Annotated in this window: 12 protein-coding genes; 8 read left to right on the forward strand and 4 right to left on the reverse strand. The window is 46.3% G+C overall.

The window, feature by feature from the left end:
• Positions 1–56 precede the first annotated feature (56 nt).
• The 4 genes from VPNCDNU1_RS15960 to VPNCDNU1_RS15975 form a co-directional block, all read right to left on the reverse strand.
• Entirely contained in the window at positions 57–515 is a 459-nt protein-coding gene (locus VPNCDNU1_RS15960; RefSeq protein ID WP_104401249.1) for a hypothetical protein, read from the reverse strand.
• Between the two features lies 1 nt (position 516).
• Positions 517–2,874, reverse strand: coding sequence for an aerobic respiration two-component sensor histidine kinase ArcB (gene arcB, locus VPNCDNU1_RS15965; protein ID WP_104401250.1), 2,358 nt, complete (start codon positions 2,872–2,874; stop codon positions 517–519).
• A 108-nt stretch (positions 2,875–2,982) separates the two neighbouring features.
• Positions 2,983–4,716, reverse strand: a complete 1,734-nt coding sequence (locus VPNCDNU1_RS15970; RefSeq protein WP_104401251.1) for a sensor domain-containing diguanylate cyclase — start codon at positions 4,714–4,716, stop codon at positions 2,983–2,985.
• Positions 4,717–4,782: 66 nt separating this feature from the next.
• The gene (locus tag VPNCDNU1_RS15975) at positions 4,783–5,730 is read right to left on the reverse strand and encodes a TIGR01212 family radical SAM protein (protein ID WP_104401252.1); all 948 of its coding nucleotides are present in this window, start codon (positions 5,728–5,730) and stop codon (positions 4,783–4,785) included.
• A gap of 581 nt (positions 5,731–6,311) precedes the next feature.
• Between VPNCDNU1_RS15975 and gltB (VPNCDNU1_RS15980) the strand changes: the two genes are divergently transcribed.
• The 8 genes from gltB (VPNCDNU1_RS15980) to VPNCDNU1_RS16015 all read left to right on the forward strand — a co-directional run bounded on the left by gltB (VPNCDNU1_RS15980) (position 6,312) and on the right by VPNCDNU1_RS16015 (position 21,963).
• Complete coding sequence (gene gltB, locus VPNCDNU1_RS15980; protein ID WP_104401253.1) at positions 6,312–10,853, forward strand: glutamate synthase large subunit; 4,542 nt, start codon at positions 6,312–6,314, stop codon at positions 10,851–10,853.
• Positions 10,853–12,322 (forward strand): glutamate synthase subunit beta, encoded by a 1,470-nt coding sequence (locus VPNCDNU1_RS15985; RefSeq protein WP_104401254.1) that lies wholly within the window; start codon positions 10,853–10,855, stop codon positions 12,320–12,322. Before gltB (VPNCDNU1_RS15980) ends, VPNCDNU1_RS15985 begins: the two co-directional genes overlap by 1 nt.
• Positions 12,323–12,690: 368 nt before the next feature.
• Positions 12,691–17,154 carry a glutamate synthase large subunit gene (gene gltB, locus VPNCDNU1_RS15990; RefSeq protein WP_104401255.1) on the forward strand — a complete coding sequence of 1,488 codons (4,464 nt, stop codon included), beginning with the start codon at positions 12,691–12,693 and terminating at the stop codon, positions 17,152–17,154.
• A gap of 13 nt (positions 17,155–17,167) precedes the next feature.
• Positions 17,168–18,580 (forward strand): FAD-dependent oxidoreductase, encoded by a 1,413-nt coding sequence (locus tag VPNCDNU1_RS15995; RefSeq protein ID WP_104401256.1) that lies wholly within the window; start codon positions 17,168–17,170, stop codon positions 18,578–18,580.
• A gap of 85 nt (positions 18,581–18,665) precedes the next feature.
• Positions 18,666–19,100 (forward strand): DUF1499 domain-containing protein, encoded by a 435-nt coding sequence (locus VPNCDNU1_RS16000; RefSeq protein ID WP_104401257.1) that lies wholly within the window; start codon positions 18,666–18,668, stop codon positions 19,098–19,100.
• 132 nt (positions 19,101–19,232) lie between these two features.
• Complete coding sequence (locus VPNCDNU1_RS16005; protein WP_104401258.1) at positions 19,233–20,096, forward strand: PKD domain-containing protein; 864 nt, start codon at positions 19,233–19,235, stop codon at positions 20,094–20,096.
• 209 nt (positions 20,097–20,305) lie between these two features.
• Positions 20,306–21,001 (forward strand): 5'-methylthioadenosine/S-adenosylhomocysteine nucleosidase, encoded by a 696-nt coding sequence (gene mtnN / locus VPNCDNU1_RS16010; RefSeq protein ID WP_104401259.1) that lies wholly within the window; start codon positions 20,306–20,308, stop codon positions 20,999–21,001.
• Positions 21,002–21,009: 8 nt separating this feature from the next.
• Positions 21,010–21,963 carry a cobalamin biosynthesis family protein gene (locus tag VPNCDNU1_RS16015; RefSeq protein ID WP_104401260.1) on the forward strand — a complete coding sequence of 318 codons (954 nt, stop codon included), beginning with the start codon at positions 21,010–21,012 and terminating at the stop codon, positions 21,961–21,963.

Here is a 21,963-nt window from a genome sequence, read left to right on the forward strand (position 1 = left end):
ACTTTATGGGGTCAGTTCAAATTCCATCGGCTTTTTTTGTATGCACGTTCTATCTCTTAGTAAACGCTGTCCACTTTCACTTTTTCTTGCGTTAGCCAGTACGTGTTTTCTGTATCAGCCAGTTGCAATCCGACATCCACATCATCAGCTTCACTCAATGGCATATCTGTGCTAAATGCAACTTCCCAACGATTGCCGCTATGGTTACGTACGTCAATGCTTTCCAAAGCGACCCATTGTATTAAGTCGCCCTGTTTTATGATCAGAGCACTAGCATCCAAATCCGCTGGTAAATCTTCACGTCCTTCTAAATAAAGAGAACCGTGAAGTAATAGCCCTTGTTCACCATCAATACCAGGCATTTTGTTTAACCAGAGGTTCACCGTCATTCGCACAGTTGCACCAGCGATGCTCTCTTGCGCTGTGCTTTTATCCCAAGGCACTTGATTAGCATCTCTATCTTGTTGTGCACACCCAGCCACAGCCAATACCGCCATTAAGGCAAGCTTTTTCATTTTATTTTCCTTTTTCGTTTTCTAACCACGCTTTAAGAATATTGATATCAGGTTGATAACCATTGCGAATCTCTTCTACCCAATCGTGTATATTTTCCCACCATGCTGCCAGCTCTGGTGATTGTGCTTTTTGTGCCACACCTTGAATGTGCTTTAAACCAATGGAGCCCGCCGCTCCTTTGATTTTATGTGCTTCAGATACAATGCCAGCCTGATCCTTCGCCGTCATATTGGAATCCAATACATCCATGTAGCTAGGCATCATATCTTCAAACAATTTAATGCTGTCAAATACTGGACCTGTCCCCACTATCCCAACGTAGGATTCTAGCATTTCCAGGTCTAAGATTTGATTCGTTATCTGTGTTTCAGCAGAGGCACTAACTTCTTGTTCTTCTTTACATTCGCTTTCAACATTACTGGAAGAAAAATCAGAAAGTGACAGCGCTTTTTTGATGCCTTTCACTGACAATGGTTTGCTGATCACTTCATCCATTCCATTTTGGAAATACTCATCTTTATCCTTCAACACGTTGGCCGTGAGAGCAACGAGTGGAGGAAGTCGTTCATAATGATCTCTGAAGTATGCCGCGACATCAAACCCAGTCATGTCCGGTAGTTGAATGTCCAACAAAACCAAATCGAAGTCGCTTGGCTTAAACATAGCGATCGCTTCTTCACCCGTCATCGCGACTTCTACGCTGTGTCCAAGGCTTTCAAGTAATGAACGAGCGACGGTAACATTCAGCTCGATATCTTCGACCATGAAGATTCGTAAATGGCGGTCGGGACTTGGCGCAACAACTGACTCTTGAGGGTCTATCTCGACTAACGGTGCTTTTAACGTAACGGTAAAGGTGCTTCCAAACCCTTCTTCACTTGATGCAACAATATCGCCTCCCATCATGTTAATTAGTTGATGAGATACCGCTAAGCCAATGCCTGTTCCAACAGCGTGTAAGTTGTCTTTGCCCGATTTCACTTGGTAATACATCGCAAATATTTTCTCTAGTTCCGCTTCAGGAATGCCTATACCTGTATCTTCGATTTCGATAACAATATCAGCCTGATCAGTGAATGTTTCTGCACTCACACTCATCACCACGCCGCCTTCTTTCGTGAATTTCATGGCGTTGCTGATTAAGTTCCACAGTACTTGGCGAAGGCGAGTGGCATCCACATCAATGCCCGATGGTAAATCCGTTAACCTTTCTAAATCGAAACGAAGCCCTTTCTGTTCTGCCATCAGGCTCGACAGGCTTTCAATTTCTAAAACGAATTCGGTAAAGTCCAAAGGTTTAGGGAACAGCTCCAATTTGCGACGATCAAATTTATCCATATCAATGATGTCATTGAATATGTTGCCTAAACTGACTGCAGATACATTGATGGTTTGCATGTATTGGCGCTGCTCTTGAGATAGCTTGGTATCCAGTAACATTCGACTTAAACCAACAATACCGTTCAATGGGGTACGCAGTTCATGGCTTATTGTCGAAATAAACGTGGTTTTGTCCTGACTCGCTTTTTCTAACGCATCTTGGTATTTTTTCCGCTCAGTGATATCACGACCAAATCCAACCAAGCCGAGGTGTTTGCCCTCTTTGCTGTAAAACGGCACCTTTCGCAATTCAAAATACGCTTTTTTGCCATCGGGGTATTCCAGCCACTGCTCGTAAGTGAGTGAGTTGTTGTGCGAAAAAACTTGCTCGTCGGTTTCCACAACTTGCTGTGCGACTTCCTTGCTGTATACGTCCCAAGGTGTCAAACCAACCAGATCGTGTTCGCGCTTACCTGTTAGATCTTCCATTGCACGGTTACAACCAGAGAACTCCCCTTTGGCGTTGCGGTAGTAAATCAAGTCGGGAGACGCATCAATAAAGGAGCGAAGTAACGCGGTTCTTTCAGCCAATTCCACTTGCGCTTTTTCTCTTTGGAAGACTTCATTTTCCATATCGGTGAGCAATTGCTCGCGTGCGACTTCGACTTTTTGTCTTTCTTCTATTTCTAGGTTGAGCTGCAAGATGTTTTCTTGAAGCTGTTGATTCAGCTCCTGATCGCGCGAACGCATATCTTTGAGTTTGGATACTAGCTTGGAAAGGCGCTGCCGAGACTCTTCCAATTGATCCACCACCACAGAAAGGAAATAGACCGCCCATGGTGTGATCACCAAGCCAAAAAAAACGGAGCGAACAATATCGATATTATCGACGGTGCCTTGAAGGGCAAGTGTAATTCCTACCTGAACAAATACCGCGAGAGCAACTAGGGCTAATGCCAAAAGAATAGAGAAACGCACAATCCCTAATTTGACCAATAAGTCGACATAGTATTGCGCCAAGTTTTTCATCGGCTTCATGAAAGCTCCGTATAAAATGAGAGTGGCAGCGTGACAGAAGCTTGTATTGTAACGACAGCCAAAAAAAGATTCTTATTGATGCTTCACATCCACGCTAAAACAATGAATTCAAACAAATTGAGACTGATTTCGCCCCTTCTGCTTGGCTTTGTATAACGCTTGGTCTGCCATAGCCACCAATTGACTAGGTACTTCTGATATCGCTGGAATGTATGACACGATGCCGATACTTAAAGTAATGCGATCCGCTACACTGGAGTGTTCATGAACAATATTCAATTCATGAACGTAGTGATGAATGTTTTCTGCAACTCGCTTCGCCCCTTCCGAAGTTGTGTCTGGCAGAATAAATGCAAATTCTTCTCCACCATATCGCGCAACACAGTCAGAAGATCGAGAGAGTACCTTTTCGAAAGTAGAAGCTAGGGCAATTAAAGCAGAGTCGCCCTTTTGATGACCATAGTTGTCGTTATAGTCTTTAAAATGGTCTACGTCGCACAACATGACGGTCAGAGGCTTGTGCTGACGAACGTGTAAACGCCATAGCAGCTCTAGTTGTTCATCGAAACGTCGGCGGTTCGCTACTTTTGTTAGACCGTCAATGAAGCTCAGTTTTTCCAGTTCGCGATTCGCCTTTTCTAGTTGCTCTTCCACTATAAATCGTTCTGATACATCTCGCGCCATGACCAGAACACCGTTTGTACCCGATGCTGGGTTCCGATAGGGCGCTTTAACTACGTCGTACCATGTAACATCACCATTACTGTGTTCGATGCGATCGATATAGCGTAGTGATGTACCTTCCTGCATTACTCTGTCGTCGCTGTCTTTGTAGCGCATGTAAGCTTTGCGAGAAACGACCTCTTCCACTCGCTTGCCAATCAAATCATTAGGTGTTGCGACCCCAAGAGCTTCAACATAAGGCTGATTACAGGCTTCATAAATTCGATTTTGGTTGAATAAACCAATCGGATCGGGGCTGGCTTCTAATATCGATTGCAATATCGTGTCACGCTGTGCGAGGGCAATTTCAGTGTCTTTACTGCGCTCCATTTCATCGCGCAATATTTGCTGGCTGTTATGCCAGTCGGTCACATCAAGACTAATACCGATACTGCCTATCACATCGCCGTTTTCATCGGTTAGCATTTTTATATGAGTCTCTAACAGGCAGGCATGCCCATCTGAAGACGTTGTCCAGCGCTGCTGACCGTGCTTTTGCTGGCTCAGCTGTTTCGCACTTTTAGTGCCTTCACTTGACCTTCCTTTCCAAAAAAGATCGAACGCTCTATTGTTCCCGATCAGCTCCCCATTTTTATCTGTATAAAAAACTGGCTGCGAGATGGAATCCAAGACCCGCTTTGAAATCAGCAAATCTTGCTGCTTTTCATCAAGCTCACTTTCGGTCGATTGATAAGGTGTTAAGTACAAAATCCAAGCTTTCTTCCCTAAATAAGCTGTTTTTCGTCCCGATAAGGTGGTGTTCACTTCATGATGTTGTGAAACAGAAAATCGATAGGATAGATTCTTGCGCTGGTCATCAAACGCGTCATTCAATAGATGGAGCAAATCGGTTGAGGAAACCGAATTAGGGAAAAGGTATTGCTCCCCTACTCGCCTAATGGCCAAAAGTTGAAGAGCTTCCGTATTCGCATCAAGTAGCTTGCCACTATGTGCGTCGATGGCAATCATGGCCGTTGGGGTACTTTGAATCAGCTCATTGAGTTGCCTTTGAAAATACAACTTCGCACCAATTGCCAGGCTGGATCCCACCAATATCGCGAAAATATCGATACCAAACCCGTGGGTGTTATCCCAAAGCCAGTGAATAAATTCTTCCATCGTGATCGTCGCTCTTGATTGCCCGTCCAGATTGTACACAAATAGGGGAATGAGCGCTTAAATGAATTATTCAACTAACCGTTTGGGATCAACAAATTCATAAGGTTGGTTAAGTAAACTTCCTTGTGCGCCTAGTTTATCCAGATTGTGCCCAATTTCAGTCATCGCCAGCCAGCGCTGTTCACACCACATCGGAGCCAGTAAAGTTGGCCTTCTCGCGGTTGCTGACACTCTATGGTAGACAACCTCAGGTGGTGTACGGCGAATCATCTCAGACGCAATATCCACGTACCATTCAAGTTCTGGCGCTGCAAGCCTTCCAGCCTGCCAACTTTTAGCCATGATACTTCCGTCTACAATATGCAGAGGGTGAAGCTTAATACCGTCTGTGCCCACATCGACAACTTTTTCAATGGTCTCTATGCAATCCGATTGACCTTCTCCTGGCAGCCCGACAATAAGATGAGTACACACTTTGATACCCAGCTGACGTGCTTTTTGAGTAATACGCGAGTAGCACTCAAAATCATGCCCTCGGTTTATCCGTTTCAGCGTGTTGTTGTTTGCCGTCTGCAATCCAAGTTCCAGCCAGATTTCATAGCCTTTACTCAAGTATTCGGTTAATAATTCCAGCACGGCATCTGGTACGCAGTCCGGTCGGGTTCCCACACACAAACCCACAATATCCGCTTGTTCCAGCGCCTCTTCATACATACTGCGTAACACTTGTACTTCAGCATACGTGCTGGTGTACGCTTGGAAATAGGCCAAGTACTTTTTAGCGCGGCTTATTTCACCCGCTCTGTCTGCGAGTTGCTCTTTGATGCTCTTAACTTGAGCTTGCTCATCTGCAAACGAAGCCACATTGCAAAAAGTGCAGCCTCCTCGACCAATCGTTCCATCTCGGTTTGGGCAATTAAAACCACCATGCAATGTCAGTTTATGAACTTTCTCACTATATCTCCGCTGTAGATCTTGCCCCAACGTATTGACCGACTCGTGCAATTGTTTCATGGCTATTAGTTAATACCTCTACAAAAGAATCTTCTTTAAGATCGAAAAACCTGTGTCATATGAACGAAAAAACATCAAACGAGAATCATTCTCATTTATGTAATTTAATTACATATCACCGAAAATTATCACCAAATTGTAGAAGCACGAAAAAGATGAATTACGAACAAAAATCAATAAAGATGCAGAAAATACAGGATTTTTTGCAGATGTTATCGTTTTGTTAACCGAAAACTGCATAAATCAGCTGAAAAAACACACATTCTGCGTTAAGTTTGGATGGAATTTACTATTACAAAAATGTAGGATAGTTACACAAATCACGTTTTTTTGAGCAATGTCGGCCAATAAAAGAGCGCGAATAAATCGGAAGATATCCATTCCCTCCAACACAAATGCCTACAAATCAGGCAAACCATAATGGATATCACCAAGGATTAGTTATCTTCGCTAATTATATTTCCGCGAAGAACAGAAAGGATTCAGGCCATCAACATAGATGGTTTCGATTTCATAATTAAAAGGAACTGGTGCGTTTACGCGAGTAACCCGTGCCCGTAATAAACTGGAAGGAAGTATCTATGGTAGATAGAGAGCAAAAGACACAAGGTCTGTACACTCCTGAATTGGAGCACGACGCTTGTGGTATCGGTTTTGTTGCTCACCTAAAAAACCGTAAATCTCATGATGTAGTGACGCAGGCGCTTGATATGCTTGCTCGCATGGAACACCGCGGCGGTCAGGGTTGTGATCCGTGTTCGGGTGACGGTGCTGGTATTTTACTGCAGAAGCCACACGAATTCCTGTTGGAAGAAACGGTTAAGCTTGGCATTAAATTGCCTTCGTTTGAAAAATACGGTGCGGGTGTTGTCCTCTTCCCTAAAGATGAGCACAAACGTGCACAATGCCGAGATATCCTTGAACGTAATGCAAAGCGCTTAGATCTTGAAGTTCTAGGTTACCGTATTCTCCCTGTCGATAACTCCATGATTGGTGCCGATCCTCTTAGCACTGAACCTCAGTTTGAGCACGTCTTTGTTACTGGCGGCCCAGGCACTACGCCAGAAGAACTAGAGCGTAAGCTTTATGTTCTAAGAAACTACACCGTTCGTGTCTGCCTAGAAAGTGTGTCGAACATTGGAGATGATTTTTACATCAACTCCATGTCGTACAAAACCATTGTCTACAAAGGACAGCTAACCACAGAACAGGTACCTCAGTACTTCTTGGATCTGCAAAACCCAACAATGGTTACTGCGCTGGCATTGGTACACTCTCGCTTCTCTACCAATACTTTCCCAAGATGGCGACTGGCTCAACCTTTCCGTTACATTGCACACAATGGTGAGATCAACACCGTTCGTGGCAACCTTAACTGGATGAAAGCGCGTGAAGCCATTTTGGAATCTGACCTGTTTACTCAGGCAGAAATCGACATGCTGCTGCCTATCTGTCAAGAAGGTAGCTCAGATTCATCTAACTTTGATATGGCGCTTGAGCTCCTAGTTCTTTCTGGTCGTAGCTTGCCTCATGCTCTTATGATGATGATCCCAGAAGCTTGGCAAGAAAACAAAAATATGGACCCAACGCGCCGCGCGTTTTACCAGTACCATGCCAATATCATGGAACCTTGGGATGGTCCGGCTTCCGTTTGTTTCACCGATGGTGTCCAAGTTGGTGCAACACTTGACCGTAACGGCTTACGTCCTTCGCGCTACACAGTAACCAAAGACGACTTCCTAGTCATGGCATCAGAATCTGGTGTGGTTGAAATCGAACCAGAGAACGTCGAATTCCGTGGTCGCTTACAACCTGGTCGTATCTTCGTTGCCGATCTAGAACAAGGTCGCATCATTTCTGATGAAGAAGTGAAAGATGGCATTGCCAATGCACAGCCTTATGAGCAGTGGGTGGAAGACAACCTTCTGAGCCTAAAAGGACTACCAGAAGCGGGGAACAAACACCACCAGCCAAGTTCAGAGCGCTTGATGCATCATCAACAAGCGTTTGGAGTGAGCTCAGAAGAAGTCAACGAAATCATCGTACCGATGGCAAAAGACGGTAAAGAACCGCTGAGTGCTATGGGTGCCGACTGGCCGCTGGCTGTGCTATCACATCAATCGCAGCACTTATCTAACTACTTTAAGCAGCTTTTTGCTCAGGTAACAAACCCACCAATCGATCCAATCCGTGAACGTATGGTGATGTCTTTGAATACCTACCTAGGTAAAGACCAAAACCTGCTAGCAGAAACCCCTGAGCACTGTCAGAAAGTAGAACTGGAATCCCCTGTTCTGTCGAATGCCGAGCTTGAAAAACTGCGTGCTATCGATAATGAGCACTTACAAGCTAAAACACTCGACATCGTATTCAGAGCAAGCGAAGAAGAAGGCAAGCTTGAGCGAGCATTGAAGCGCATTTGCCAATACGCAGAAGATGCCGTAATTGATGGCTACTCGATCATCCTACTGACTGACCGTGCTGTTAACTCTAACCACGCAGCTATCCCAGCAATGCTGGCCGTTGGTGCTGTTCACCACCACTTAATCCGTAAAGGGTTACGTGCGAAGTGTGACATCGTGGTAGAAACAGGTGATGCGCGTGAAACACACCACTTTGCAACCCTATGTGGCTACGGTGCAAATGCCGTAAACCCATACTTGGTAACAGAAACCATTGTTGACCTTCAGAAGAAGCGTAAGCTTGATCCTGAAACGCCTTCGGATGTTTTATTCGAAAACTACCGCAAAGGCGTCAATGGTGGCTTGCTCAAGATCTTCTCTAAGATGGGTATCTCTACATTGCAGTCATACCACGGCGCACAAATCTTCGAAGCGCTGGGGATTAGCAAATCTGTCGTAGAAAAATACTTCACAGGTACGGTTACACGTATCGAAGGTTTAACTATCGATGACATTGCCAAAGAAGTATTGGTTCGTCACCGCGTAGGTTACCCAACACGTGAGATCCCAGTGCAAGTACTGGACGTAGGTGGGGTTTATCAGTGGAAACAGCGTGGTGAAAAGCACCTGTTCAACCCTGAGACCATCTCTTTGCTTCAGCAATCGACACGAAACAAAGATTTTGACCAGTTCAAACAATACGCGAAAGCGGTCGATGACCAAGGCGATGACGCAGCAACACTGCGTAGCCAGCTAGACTTCATTAAAAACCCAGCAGGATCGATTCCTCTGGAAGAAGTAGAGTCTATCGAAAGTATCCTAAAACGCTTTGCGACAGGTGCGATGTCTTTCGGTTCTATCTCATACGAAGCGCACTCCACACTAGCCGTAGCGATGAACCGCATTGGTGCGAAATCGAACTCCGGTGAAGGTGGTGAAGATCCTGCGCGTTTCGAGCGTAAGAAAAATGGCGACTGGGAACGCTCTGCTATCAAGCAGGTGGCATCGGGTCGTTTCGGTGTAACGTCATACTACTTAACTAACGCTGACGAAATCCAAATCAAGATGGCGCAAGGTGCGAAGCCTGGTGAAGGTGGACAACTCCCTGGTGACAAAGTCGATGATTGGATTGGTGCTACTCGCCACTCTACTCCAGGAGTTGGTCTAATTTCACCACCACCACACCACGATATCTACTCTATCGAAGATTTGGCACAGCTCATTTACGATCTGAAAAACGCCAACCGAAAAGGTCGCGTGAACGTTAAGCTGGTTTCTGAAGCAGGTGTGGGGACGATTGCCTCTGGTGTTGCTAAAGCCAAAGCTGATGTCGTTCTCATTGCCGGATTCGATGGTGGTACAGGTGCTTCACCGATGTCTTCAATTCGTCACACAGGTCTACCGTGGGAATTGGGCTTGGCAGAAACGCACCAAACCCTTCTTAAGAATGGTTTGCGTAACCGCATCGTGGTTCAGTCTGATGGCCAGATGAAAACCCCTCGTGATTTAGCCATGGCGACACTTCTCGGCGCTGAAGAATGGGGCGTGGCGACAGCCGCTCTTGTTGTAGAAGGTTGTATCATGATGCGTAAGTGTCATAAGAACACTTGCCCAGTTGGTATCGCAACACAAAACAAAACGCTACGTGAGCGCTTTGATGGTCGCGTAGAAGACGTCGTGACTTTCTTCCAATACATGGCAGAAGGCTTACGTGAGATTATGGCTGAACTTGGTTTCCGCTCTATCGCTGAAATGGTAGGTCAGTCTCACAAATTGAAAGTACGTGAAAACATCGCTCACTGGAAATACAAAAACCTAGACCTTTCTCCTGTCTTGCACATTGAGCAAGCGCGCGAAGAAGACGGTGTTTACAACCAGAAAGAGCAAAACCACAACTTGGAAGAAGTACTGGATCGCCAGCTAATTAAACTGGCACAGCCAGCTTTAGAATTCGGTGAACCAGTCAGTGCAACACTGCCTATCATCAACACCGATCGCAGTGCAGGCACCATGCTTTCCAATGAAATATCCAAAGTCTACAAAGACCAAGGGTTACCTCAGCCAATGAACGTTAAGTTCAACGGTAGTGCCGGTCAGTCGTTTGGCGCATTCCTTGCGAAGGGTGTGAAATTCGAAGTGGAAGGTGATGCGAACGATTACTGGGGTAAAGGCTTATCTGGCGGTACGTTAGTCCTTTATCCAGATTCAAAATCCAGCATTGTCGCGGAAGACAACATCGTTGTAGGTAACGTATGTTTCTACGGTGCAACCTCCGGTGAATCCTACATTCGTGGTCTAGCAGGTGAACGTTTCTGTGTTCGTAACTCTGGTGCCAAGGTAGTCGTTGAAGGTGTAGGTGACCACGGTTGTGAATACATGACAGGTGGTACAGCCGTTATTCTTGGCTCTACAGGTCGTAACTTCGCGGCAGGCATGAGCGGCGGTGTCGCTTACGTTTGGGATACAGCAGGTGATTTCGAAACCAAGCTGAATGCTGAACTGGTCGATTTGGACCCAATTGAACAAGAAGACAAAGACCTGCTACTCAACATGCTGACCAAGCACGTTGAATTCACAGGAAGTGAAGTTGCTCAGTCTTTCCTTGATAACTTTGAAGCAAGCTTAACCACTATGGTGAAAGTTATGCCGCGCGATTACAAAGCGGTACTTCAAAAGCGTAAAGCGGAAGCAGAACAGAAAGAAGAAGTGGAGGCAGTATAATGGGTAAGCCTACTGGATTTTTAGAGCATGGTCGTGAGCTTCCAAGAAAGCTCGATCCAAGCGTTCGAATTGAAAACAACAAAGAGTTTGTGCTGAACGAAGAGTTCGGAACCAAAATCAATACTCAAGCTTCTCGCTGTATGGATTGTGGTGTGCCGTTTTGTCATAACGGCTGCCCTATTGGCAACATCATTCCTGAATTCAATGATGCGGTCTTTCGCGACAGCTGGGAAGAAGCGTGGAACATTCTAAGTTCCACCAACAATTTCCCAGAATTTACCGGCCGCGTATGCCCTGCTCCTTGTGAGAGCTCGTGTGTATTGGGTATTAACCAAGATCCAATCACCATCTGTAACATCGAGAAAACCATCGTTGAAACAGCGTATCGGGAAGGTTATGCCAAACCGAAAACACCGCGTTCACGTACGGGTAAAACTGTGGCAATCATCGGCAGTGGTCCTGCTGGTCTATCTGCTGCAGAACAGCTAAACAGTGCGGGTCACTTAGTCACGGTATTCGAACGTGATGAAAAAGTGGGTGGCTTACTGCGCTTTGGTATTCCTGACTTCAAACTCAGCATGTCTGTTATTGATCGTAAAATCGATTTAATGGAAAAAGCGGGCATCAAGTTTGTTGTAAACGCGCACATCGGTGTCGACATCAACGCAGTGCAACTTCGTCAAGACTTCGATGTGGTATTGCTAACGGGTGGTTCTACTGTGCCACGCGATTTGCCAGTACCGGGTCGTGAACTGAAAGGCGTGCACTTTGCGATGGAGTTCTTAGGTCAGAACAACCGCCGTGCAAACGACATGGATCTGAAAACCAAAGAAATTCACGCTAAAGGCAAAAACGTTGTCGTGATAGGTGGTGGTGATACAGGTTCTGACTGTGTGGGAACTTCTAACCGTCACAAAGCGGCGAGCATCACTCAGGTTGAAATCATGCCGATTCCACCAGAGAAGCGCCCTGTAAACATGCCATGGCCTCAATACCCGATGATCATGCGTACTTCGACATCTCATGAAGAAGGCTGTGACCGCCACTGGAATATCCTGACCAAAGAATTTGTCGGTGACGATGAAGGTCAAGTAACAGGTTTACGCATTGCCGATATCGTATGGCAGGACGCCAAACCTGGTGAGCGCCCATCATTTGATGAAGTTGCTGGTAGTGAACGCGTGATTCCATGTGATTTGGCTTTCTTGGCCATGGGTTTCTTGCACCCAGAACCAACCGGTATTCTTGCGCAATTGGATATCAAGCTTGATGAGCGTGGTAACGTTGCTACTCAAGATTTCCAAACGAACCAAAAAGGTGTATTTGCTGCAGGTGATATGCGTACTGGGCAGTCATTAGTGGTTCGTTGTATCAATGAAGGGCGCGAATCTGCTCGCGCTATTGATGAACATTTAATGGGCAACACCAATTTAGAAGCAAAAGCCGATTCGCTGATGCTTTCAGTATAAAAATAGGCAAAGCGATACGTTGCTTTGCCAACTCCTTCCTGAACTTTGCCAGCAACATTTGTTGCTGGCATTTTTTTGCCTTCAATTGTGAATAAAATGTTAAAAACATCATTCTAACTCATTGTTTACATGACAAATAAACGAGGCAAATCACCAAATTTCCTTAGTTATACCGACAAATATCCAATAACTTGACGTTTTCTATCATTAGCTATAGGTTGTGAAGCTGGTGATAACAAAATGACACCGCAATGTTAAGAAAATAGAGAGTTTGGCAACTATAATTATTACGCCACTCCACATAACTATAAAAATATAAGTTACACAATTCCCTTACCAGGAAGGTAGGAAGCAAAGGGAGAATTGCAATGGCTCTTTACGATCCTCGTCTTGAAAAAGACAACTGTGGATTCGGTTTGATCGCCCATATGGAAGGTCAGCCGAGTCACAAACTCGTCCGCACTGCTATTTCAGCACTCGACAGAATGACTCACCGTGGTGGTATTGCCGCCGACGGTAAAACGGGTGATGGCTGCGGATTACTACTTCAAAAGCCAGATACTTATCTGCGCATTATCGCCCAAGAACAAGGTTGGAACCTAGGCAAGCAGTATGCGGTTGGCATGGTTTTCTTTAGCCAAGACCCAGAAAAAGCAAAAGAAGCCAAACGTTTAATTAACGAAGAGTTAGCAAGAGAAACACTCACTGTCGTTGGTTGGCGTGATGTTCCCATCAACACCGATGTTTTAGGTCCGATCGCTAATGCGTCCGTTCCTAACATCGAGCAAGTGTTTATCTCAGCCCCAGCAGGTTGGCGAGAACGCGATATTGAACGTCGCTTGTATATTGCTCGTCGACGCATTGAAAAACAAATTCAAGACGATGACAATTTTTATATTTGTAGCCTATCGACTCAGGTCATCGTGTACAAAGGGCTGTGCATGCCTGCGGATCTACCACGATTCTATTTGGACTTGGCAGATCTGCGTATGGAATCGGCGATTTGCTTGTTCCACCAACGTTTCTCCACCAACACACAACCGCGCTGGCCACTGGCTCAACCATTCCGCTATTTAGCGCACAACGGTGAAATCAATACGATTGAAGGTAACCGTCAATGGGCTAGAGCACGTGCTTACAAGTTCTCGTCGCCACTGCTACCAGACTTACAAAGTGCCGCGCCATTTGTGAATGAAACGGGTTCTGATTCATCCAGCTTAGATAACATGTTGGACTTGTTCTTAGCGGGTGGTATGGATGTGTTCCGTGCCATGCGTATGCTGGTTCCACCTGCGTGGCAAAATCACCCAGACATGGACCCAGATCTACGTGCGTTTTATGACTTTAACTCAAAACATATGGAGCCTTGGGATGGGCCAGCAGGGATCGTTTTATCGGACGGTCGTTACGCTGCCTGTAACTTAGATAGAAATGGTTTGCGCCCAGCCCGATATGTCATCACAAAAGACAACCTGATTACGCTCGCTTCAGAAGTGGGTATATGGGATTACACGCCAGATGAAGTCTCTGAAAAAGGACGTGTTGGTCCCGGTGAACTTCTGGTTATCGACACTCGGAAAGGGAAACTTTGGCAATCGTCTGAGATCGACAGCGACCTAAAGAGCCGTCACCCTTATCGTGAATGGATGGAAAACAACGTTCATCGCTTAACTCCCTTTGCAGAGTTAAAAGACGATGAAGTGGGTCAACGTAATTTTGATAACGATGAACTCAAGACTTATCAAAAGCAATTTGCAATGAGCAATGAAGAAGTCGATCAAGTCCTTCGTGTACTGGGCGATATGGGGCAAGAAGCCGTCGGCTCAATGGGCGACGACACCCCAATGGCTGTTTTATCTTCCAAGGAGCGCTTGGTAACGGATTACTTCCGTCAAAAGTTTGCACAGGTCACCAACCCACCGATTGATCCACTTCGTGAAAAACACGTCATGTCATTGGCCACCAGCGTGGGTCAGGAAATGAATGTGTTCTGCGAAACCGACGGTCACGCACACCGAGTTGCCTTTGAGTCACCAGTTTTGCTGTATTCCGATATGTTGCAGTTGCTTGAACTGAATGACGAACACTACCGAAATACCATTCTAGACATTAACTTTGATCCTAAAGAAAAGTCGCTAGAGCAAGCCATCCATGACTTGTGCGAGCAAGCTGAAACCGTTGTCCGTCAAGGCACCGTCCTTGTTGTTTTATCCGATCGTGATATCCAGAAAGGGAAACTGCCGATTCCGGCTGCAATGGCAGTGGGTGCGGTACAAACTCATCTGATCAATGCCAATTTACGCTGTGATGCCAATATTATTGTGGAAACGGCGACGGCACGCGATCCTCATCAATTCGCAGTATTACTGGGCTTTGGTGCGACTGCGGTTTATCCATATCTAGCTTATGAAGCCTTAGGTAAAGCCATTGATGATCGTGCACTGGAACGCTCCTACGGAGAAGCGATGCTGAACTATCGCAATGGCATCAATAAAGGGCTATACAAGATCATGTCCAAAATGGGCATTTCGACCATCGCCTCCTATCGCTGCTCTCAGTTGTTTGAAGCCGTTGGATTACACCAAGATGTTGTCGATCTTTGTTTCAAAGGGGTGACGAGCCGAATCCAAGGTGCCTCATTCAGCGATTTCCAACAAGATGTGTTCAATCTGTCTCGTAAAGCATGGGCAAAACGCAAGCCCATCGACCACGGTGGATTGCTGAAATTTGTCCACGGTGGGGAATTTCACGCCTACAACCCAGATGTCGTCAGCACATTGCAAACGGCGGTCAATTCGGGTGAAACCAATGACTATAAGTCCTTTTCTAAGCAGGTTAATGAACGTCCTGCCGCCATGTTGCGTGACTTATTGAAACTAAAGAAAGCAGACAAAGCGCTGCCACTAGAAAAAATTGAGCCAAACACCGAACTCTTTAAGCGATTCGATTCAGCGGCCATGTCGATTGGTGCACTCAGCCCTGAAGCACACGAAGCATTAGCCATGGCAATGAATCGCTTAGGCGGCTACTCAAACTCCGGGGAAGGCGGTGAGGATCCGCGTCGCTTTGGTACGGAACGTAATTCACGTATCAAACAAGTGGCATCGGGTCGATTTGGCGTTACCCCGCACTATCTGACCAATGCGGACGTATTGCAAATCAAAGTGGCTCAAGGGGCAAAACCAGGGGAAGGTGGTCAGCTTCCGGGTCACAAAGTCACGGCTGAAATTGCCAAACTGCGTTACTCGGTGCAGGGTGTCACACTGATATCGCCACCACCTCACCACGATATTTACTCTATCGAAGATTTGGCACAGCTAATTTTCGATCTTAAACAGGTTAACCCTAATGCATTGGTTTCCGTCAAATTGGTTTCCGAGCCAGGTGTCGGCACCATTGCCACTGGTGTTGCCAAAGCGTATGCCGACCTCATTACCATATCCGGTTACGACGGTGGTACCGCTGCCAGCCCATTAACGTCGGTCAAATATGCTGGTTGTCCTTGGGAACTGGGGCTTGCAGAAACTCAGCAAGCATTAGTTGCCAATAGCTTACGCCATAAAATCCGCTTACAAGTGGATGGCGGGCTAAAAACGGGCTTAGACGTCGTGAAAGCCGCCATTTTAGGGGCAGAAAGCTTCGGCTTTGGTACCGCTCCAATGGTTGCGATGGGCTGTAAGTTCCTCCGAATCTGTCACCTAAATAACTGTGCAACGGGCGTTGCTACTCAGGATGAAACCCTGCGTAAGCAGTATTTCAAAGGGTTGCCAGATATGGTTGTCAACTACTTCACAGGGCTTGCCGAAGAAGTACGTGAAATCATGGCTGAGCTGGGCGTTGAAAAACTCACAGACTTAATAGGGCGCACCGACTTGCTTGAAGCCGTTCAAGGTATGACGGCAAAACAAAGCAAGCTCGACCTTTCGGGAATTTTGGAAAAGCCAATCTCACCGCAAGGGCACCCTGTCAGTTGGACTGAGCCGAATACGCCATTTGATAACGCTGCGTTAAATCAAAAAATCATCTCTGATGCCATGGCGGCGGTCGAAGCCAAGCAAAGTGCTAACTTTTACTACGATGTGATTAATACCGATCGCTCGGTAGGCGCACGTTTGTCTGGAGAAATCGCCAAGCGATATGGTAATCAGGGAATGGCAACCCAACCCATTAAGTTGTACTTAAATGGCACCGCTGGGCAGTCCTTCGGCGTATGGAATGCTGGAGGTGTTGAACTCTACCTGACTGGTGATGCGAATGACTATGTCGGTAAAGGCATGGCAGGCGGAAAAATCTCGATCAAGCCACATTTAGGTACTGCGTTCCGCTGTAATGAAGCAACGATAATAGGCAATACCTGCTTGTACGGTGCGACAGGCGGGAAGCTGTTTGCGGCAGGTAAAGCTGGCGAGCGTTTTGGCGTTCGAAACTCAGGCACCATTGCTGTCATTGAAGGCGCAGGCGACAACGCATGTGAGTACATGACGGGAGGTGTTGTTGCCATTCTTGGCGCAACAGGCGTGAACTTTGGAGCGGGTATGACAGGCGGATTTGCCTATGTACTGGATGCGAACGACGACTTTAAAGGGCGTGTGAACACAGAATCGGTTGAAGCTCTATCACTCTCAGATCTCTACATCCATCAAGAGCATTTGAGAGGGTTGATATCAGAACATTTGGACGAAACCAACTCGGCACATGCTGAGGAAATTCTGGCGAATTTCGACGAATGGATTCCTAAGTTCTACCTTGTGAAACCACAAGCCTCTGACTTGAGAACCTTGCTCGGTCACCAAAGTCGCAGCGCAGCTGAGTTGCGTGTTCAGGCACAGTAAGTAGGAGAGATTCATGAGCCAGAACGTATACCAATTTATCGATGTTCAACGTGTCGATCCGGCTAAAAAGCCGCTTAAGATACGTAAAATCGAGTTTGTAGAAATCTACGAACCCTTCACCAATCAGCAAGCCACCGCGCAGGCTGATCGCTGCTTAGACTGCGGAAACCCATACTGTGAGTGGAAATGCCCCGTTCACAACTACATTCCTCAATGGCTCAAGCTTGCCAATGAAGGAAGAATCATAGAAGCGGTTGAGCTGTCTCACCAAACCAATAGCCTACCCGAAGTGTGTGGGCGTGTGTGTCCACAAGATCGCCTGTGTGAAGGTTCTTGTACGCTTAATGACGATTTCGGTGCAGTCACCATAGGTAACGTCGAAAAGTACATCACCGATAAAGCCTTCGAAATGGGCTGGAAACCCGACATGTCTGCCGTGGAATGGACGGACAAAAAAGTCGCCATTATTGGTGCGGGTCCGGCAGGCCTTGCTGCCGCCGACATTTTGGTTCGAAATGGGGTAAAGCCAGTCGTATTTGATCGCTACCCAGAAATCGGGGGCCTACTGACGTTTGGCATTCCTTCTTTCAAATTGGAAAAAGGGGTAATGGAAAACCGTCGTCGTATCTTCAGTGATATGGGCGTCGAATTTAAAATGAACGTAGAAGTTGGCAAAGATGTACAACTTCAAGAACTCATTGATGATTACGATGCTGTCTTCTTAGGCGTGGGCACCTATAAAAATATGCGCGCAGGCTTAGAAAACGAAGAAGCGCCTGGCGTCTATGATGCGTTGCCATTCCTCATTTCTAACACGTATAAAGTGATGGAACTGGACACAACCGATCCTTACATCGATATGTCGGGCAAGCGCGTAGTGGTTCTCGGTGGCGGAGACACAGCGATGGACTGTGTTCGCACGTCCATTCGCCAAGGTGCGAGCAACGTTGTGTGTGCATACCGCCGCGATGAAGCCAACATGCCGGGCTCACGTCGTGAAGTGAAAAATGCCAAAGAAGAAGGTGTTAACTTCATGTTCAACCTTCAGCCTCTCGGTATTGAAGTGAACAAAGAAGGCAAAGTGGTGGGTGTGAAAGTGGTGAAAACCGCTCTAGGTGAACCCGATAGTGCTGGGCGTCGCCGACCAGAGCCCGTCGCGGGAAGCGAACACATTCTGGACGCCGATGCGGTGATCATGGCCTTTGGATTCCAACCACACAAAATGAGCTGGTTAGAACCGTTTGGTGTGGACTTGGATCAATGGGGTCGCATCAAGGCGCCGTTGGATCAAGAATTTCAATACCAAACATCCAATAAGAAGATCTTTGCTGGCGGTGACGCCGTAAGAGGATCGGATTTAGTGGTAACGGCGATTGATGAAGGCAGAAAAGCCGCGGAAGGAATCCTTGATTTCTTAGAAGTTTAACTCGCCAACATTACACTTAACACTTACTCTAAAAGCAAAGAATGCCGTTGTTCTTTGCTTTTTTCATTCTAAGGAGAGTTCACCAATGAAAACCACCAGTGTCGTTTTAGGCTCTTTAGTTTTCCTTTCAGCTTGCAGCCAAGAACCTGTTTCCATTCCAGATAGAACTTCTCATCCTTGCGGCGATAGCCCTAACTGCGTGTCTACCCTTGAACACCGTGAAGACTTTATTCTTCAGCCTTTCACTTTGGCATCAAGCGATATCACCATTGAGCAAATTGAATCTGTGGCGCTATCAATGCCAGGCTCGCTAACAGCAGTAAAAGATGGCTCTTACATTCGAATAGAATACACCAGTGATTTCTTTGGGTTCATCGACGATTTAGAAGTCAAAATTGAGGGTGACAAACTGATCGTACGCTCTGAATCCCGCACGGGCCACTCCGACTTTGGCGTAAACCGAGAACGCGCGGACGAACTTCGCAGTAACTTGTTAGATCAAGGTTTAATTACCCCGTAATCAACACCTCATTTGTACAATAATTGGTTTGTGTCCAACTTAGACACAAACCGTCTCATTTCAACCAACGATAATTCAATCCAATAGCGGTACATTCAATATCAACACATTGAATAATAAAGGGAATGAATTATGTTTAAATGGTTAAAGCTTTCCGCTCCAGTTTTGATGGTCGCGTTAGTCGGATGCAGTGTTGACACCGATGAGGCAAAAAAACTCACGAAGCCAACCGTCAACGCTGGTAATGATCAAGCGCACACGCTTCCTGTCAGTAGCATTGCGCTAAACGGTACGGCATCAACATCACCCAGTGTCTATGATATTGAAACCATCTCTTGGACTCAGCGGTCTGGGCCGCAACAGTTAAGTATTCTCAATGCCGACAAGTTGAAGGCGTCCATCATCAATCCAACATTGGCAGGTACCTATGAATTTCAGCTGTATGTCAGGGACAGTGGCGACCGCAGTAACACCGATACTGTTCGGCTCATACTTAACACCGCAAATGCTGGTGCTTCCGCTTCTGCTGGTATTAGACAACACTCTGACCAAACAACTCAAAAACGACAAACCCAGTTAATTCAAAAGGCGATGCAAATCCCCGTATCGGTTGTTTCGACTGAGCTAAATGGTTCAAACGGCGTAATACACTATGGCACGATGGACACAACTCCCTCTAGTGATATTCAAAAGCAAACAGAGAACGCTCTTCAACAGCTGAGTGATGCTGCCACCGTCACCTTTGATTTCTCTGGAGTTTCTAAAGAAAAGAACTCACAACTCCTGCTCGCAATGATTGAAACCTTGAGAGGTGCTAATGCTGCGCAAGTCGTTTCTTCCTACGACTCAAAAAACCCCGTTACCACCATTTATTTGCAAGACCTAAAACCACATCAAAATATTCAATTTGATAACAGCGAAATCGGCGCACAGTTAAACGAGCTAGCCGATACCTTACAGCTCACTATCCCATCAACTTCAATCAGAAAAAACTAGCGCAATAAGAACATTCAGCAAGTAGCCATAGCCGGTATGTTGTGGAAACCAAAAACCTCAAGATCGCTGATAAAGAAGCCATTGCCGACACAACGGTCTTGAGGTTATGCCAATGTTACTGCCAAAAAATATTGCCTAGACAGGGTTAGAGACTGCAAAACTTTCCTGCTACAATCCGCTGTAATTGAATACTAACTTAGAGACGTCCAATGAAAATCGGTATTATCGGCGCCATGCAGCAGGAAGTGGCTATCCTGAAAGAAGCAATGACTCACTGTAAAGAAGAAACACGCGCGGGTTGTGTTTTCTACACAGGTCAAATCAATGGCGTGGATGCTGTTTTGTTGCAGTCTGGTATTGGCAAAGTGGCGGCTTCTGTTGGTACCACACTATTACTCGAAATCTACCAGCCTGAAGTTGTGATTAATACCGGTTCTGCTGGTGGTTTTGATTCTTCTCTGAACTTGGGTGACGTTGTTATTTCAACCGAAGTTCGCCATCACGATGCGGATGTTACCGCTTTTGGTTATGAAATTGGGCAAATGGCCGGGCAACCAGCAGGTTTTTCTGCCGATGAAAAACTAATGGCAGTTGCTGAGCAAGCTCTAGAAAAAATGGAAGGCAAGCACGCGGTACGCGGGCTTATTTGCACGGGTGACGCCTTTGTATGCAGCGCAGAACGCCAGGCTTTTATTCGCACGAATTTCCCATCGGTGATTGCAGTAGAAATGGAAGCCGCAGCCATCGCTCAAACCTGTCACCAATTTAATGTTCCGTTTGTGGTTGTTCGCGCCATCTCTGACGTTGCGGATAAAGAGTCTCCAATGAGTTTTGACGAATTCCTTCCTTTGGCAGCACAAAGCTCCTCGGAAATGGTGCTCAAAATGGCTGACCTACTGAAGTAACATTATCAATGGAAGAGCTGTTTACTAAGCTGTATTCCAACGGCGCCCTATTGGTCTTATGGGGCGCTTTGCTGTTCCATTTTATCTTGCCCATCCCAAAAGCTGTCCACCCTGCGACGCTTTGGCATAAGTTTGCTGAAATTCTCGCTACCAAGGTGAACAACAATCAAAACCACGGGCAAAGCGTCATCTCCGGCGGCTTGGCTTGGGGAATGATGTGTATACCAGCATTAATCTTCTTTACCGCATTAAAGCCTCTGGTCTGGCAGCCACAATTGTTTGATTTAGCATTACTGCTCTTGGCAATCGATTGGCGCAGCAATGAATCTCTCGCGAAGCACCTTATTCAAGCTTTAGGGAAAGAAGACAAAAAGCGCGCCCGCCGTGAATTAGCGCCTCATGTTAATCGAGCAACCGATACGCTTTCTCCATTAGGGCTTGGTAAGGCTGGCGCAGAGACTCTGATTTTGGGATACGGTCGAAATGTTATATGCGTGATGTTCTGGTATGCCATCGGTGGCGGCATCGGTGCCATGATGTATCGTTTAACCATGGAGCTGGCACGGGCGTGGTCGCCTAGTCGAAGTGAATTTCTGCCATTTGGCTTACCCGCCATTCGAATACTCGCACTGTTAGAATTTATTCCGCTTAGACTATTCAGCTTGTTTATAGCCGTAGGAAAAAATATGTCTGCGGCATTATCTGGCATGCTTTCGCAAGGAAAAACATGGCCAACACCTGGGCCTGGTTGGCTAATGGCGGTGGTGGGTAACAAACTCGAGCTATCACTTGGCGGCCCTGCTATTTATGGCGATAAGAAAACCATGCGCCCAAAACTTGGGGGGCGAGTCGCGCCTTCCGCTTATCATTTATCCCAAATTCAACACCTTCTGGCGTGGCGCATCTGTATTTGGGTGTTGCTGCAAAGCGCAATCATGGCAGTCATCTATCAAGGTATTTAA

The organism is Vibrio penaeicida (genome assembly GCF_002933855.1).
In the GTDB taxonomy this organism is placed as follows: Bacteria; Pseudomonadota; Gammaproteobacteria; order Enterobacterales; family Vibrionaceae; genus Vibrio; species Vibrio penaeicida_A.

What these genes read in the sequence shown, in the direction of transcription:
- mtnN (WP_104401259.1), top strand. Translation starts at nt 20,306, where the DNA reads ATGAAAATCGGTATTATCGGCGCCATGCAGCAGGAAGTGGCTATCCTG.
- arcB (WP_104401250.1), bottom strand. Translation starts at nt 2,874, where the DNA reads ATGAAGCCGATGAAAAACTTGGCGCAATACTATGTCGACTTATTGGTC.
- gltB (WP_104401253.1), top strand. Translation starts at nt 6,312, where the DNA reads ATGGTAGATAGAGAGCAAAAGACACAAGGTCTGTACACTCCTGAATTG.
- VPNCDNU1_RS15960 (WP_104401249.1), bottom strand. Translation starts at nt 515, where the DNA reads ATGAAAAAGCTTGCCTTAATGGCGGTATTGGCTGTGGCTGGGTGTGCA.
- VPNCDNU1_RS15995 (WP_104401256.1), top strand. Translation starts at nt 17,168, where the DNA reads ATGAGCCAGAACGTATACCAATTTATCGATGTTCAACGTGTCGATCCG.
- VPNCDNU1_RS16000 (WP_104401257.1), top strand. Translation starts at nt 18,666, where the DNA reads ATGAAAACCACCAGTGTCGTTTTAGGCTCTTTAGTTTTCCTTTCAGCT.
- VPNCDNU1_RS15975 (WP_104401252.1), bottom strand. Translation starts at nt 5,730, where the DNA reads ATGAAACAATTGCACGAGTCGGTCAATACGTTGGGGCAAGATCTACAG.
- VPNCDNU1_RS15970 (WP_104401251.1), bottom strand. Translation starts at nt 4,716, where the DNA reads ATGGAAGAATTTATTCACTGGCTTTGGGATAACACCCACGGGTTTGGT.
- VPNCDNU1_RS15985 (WP_104401254.1), top strand. Translation starts at nt 10,853, where the DNA reads ATGGGTAAGCCTACTGGATTTTTAGAGCATGGTCGTGAGCTTCCAAGA.
- gltB (WP_104401255.1), top strand. Translation starts at nt 12,691, where the DNA reads ATGGCTCTTTACGATCCTCGTCTTGAAAAAGACAACTGTGGATTCGGT.
- VPNCDNU1_RS16015 (WP_104401260.1), top strand. Translation starts at nt 21,010, where the DNA reads ATGGAAGAGCTGTTTACTAAGCTGTATTCCAACGGCGCCCTATTGGTC.
- VPNCDNU1_RS16005 (WP_104401258.1), top strand. Translation starts at nt 19,233, where the DNA reads ATGTTTAAATGGTTAAAGCTTTCCGCTCCAGTTTTGATGGTCGCGTTA.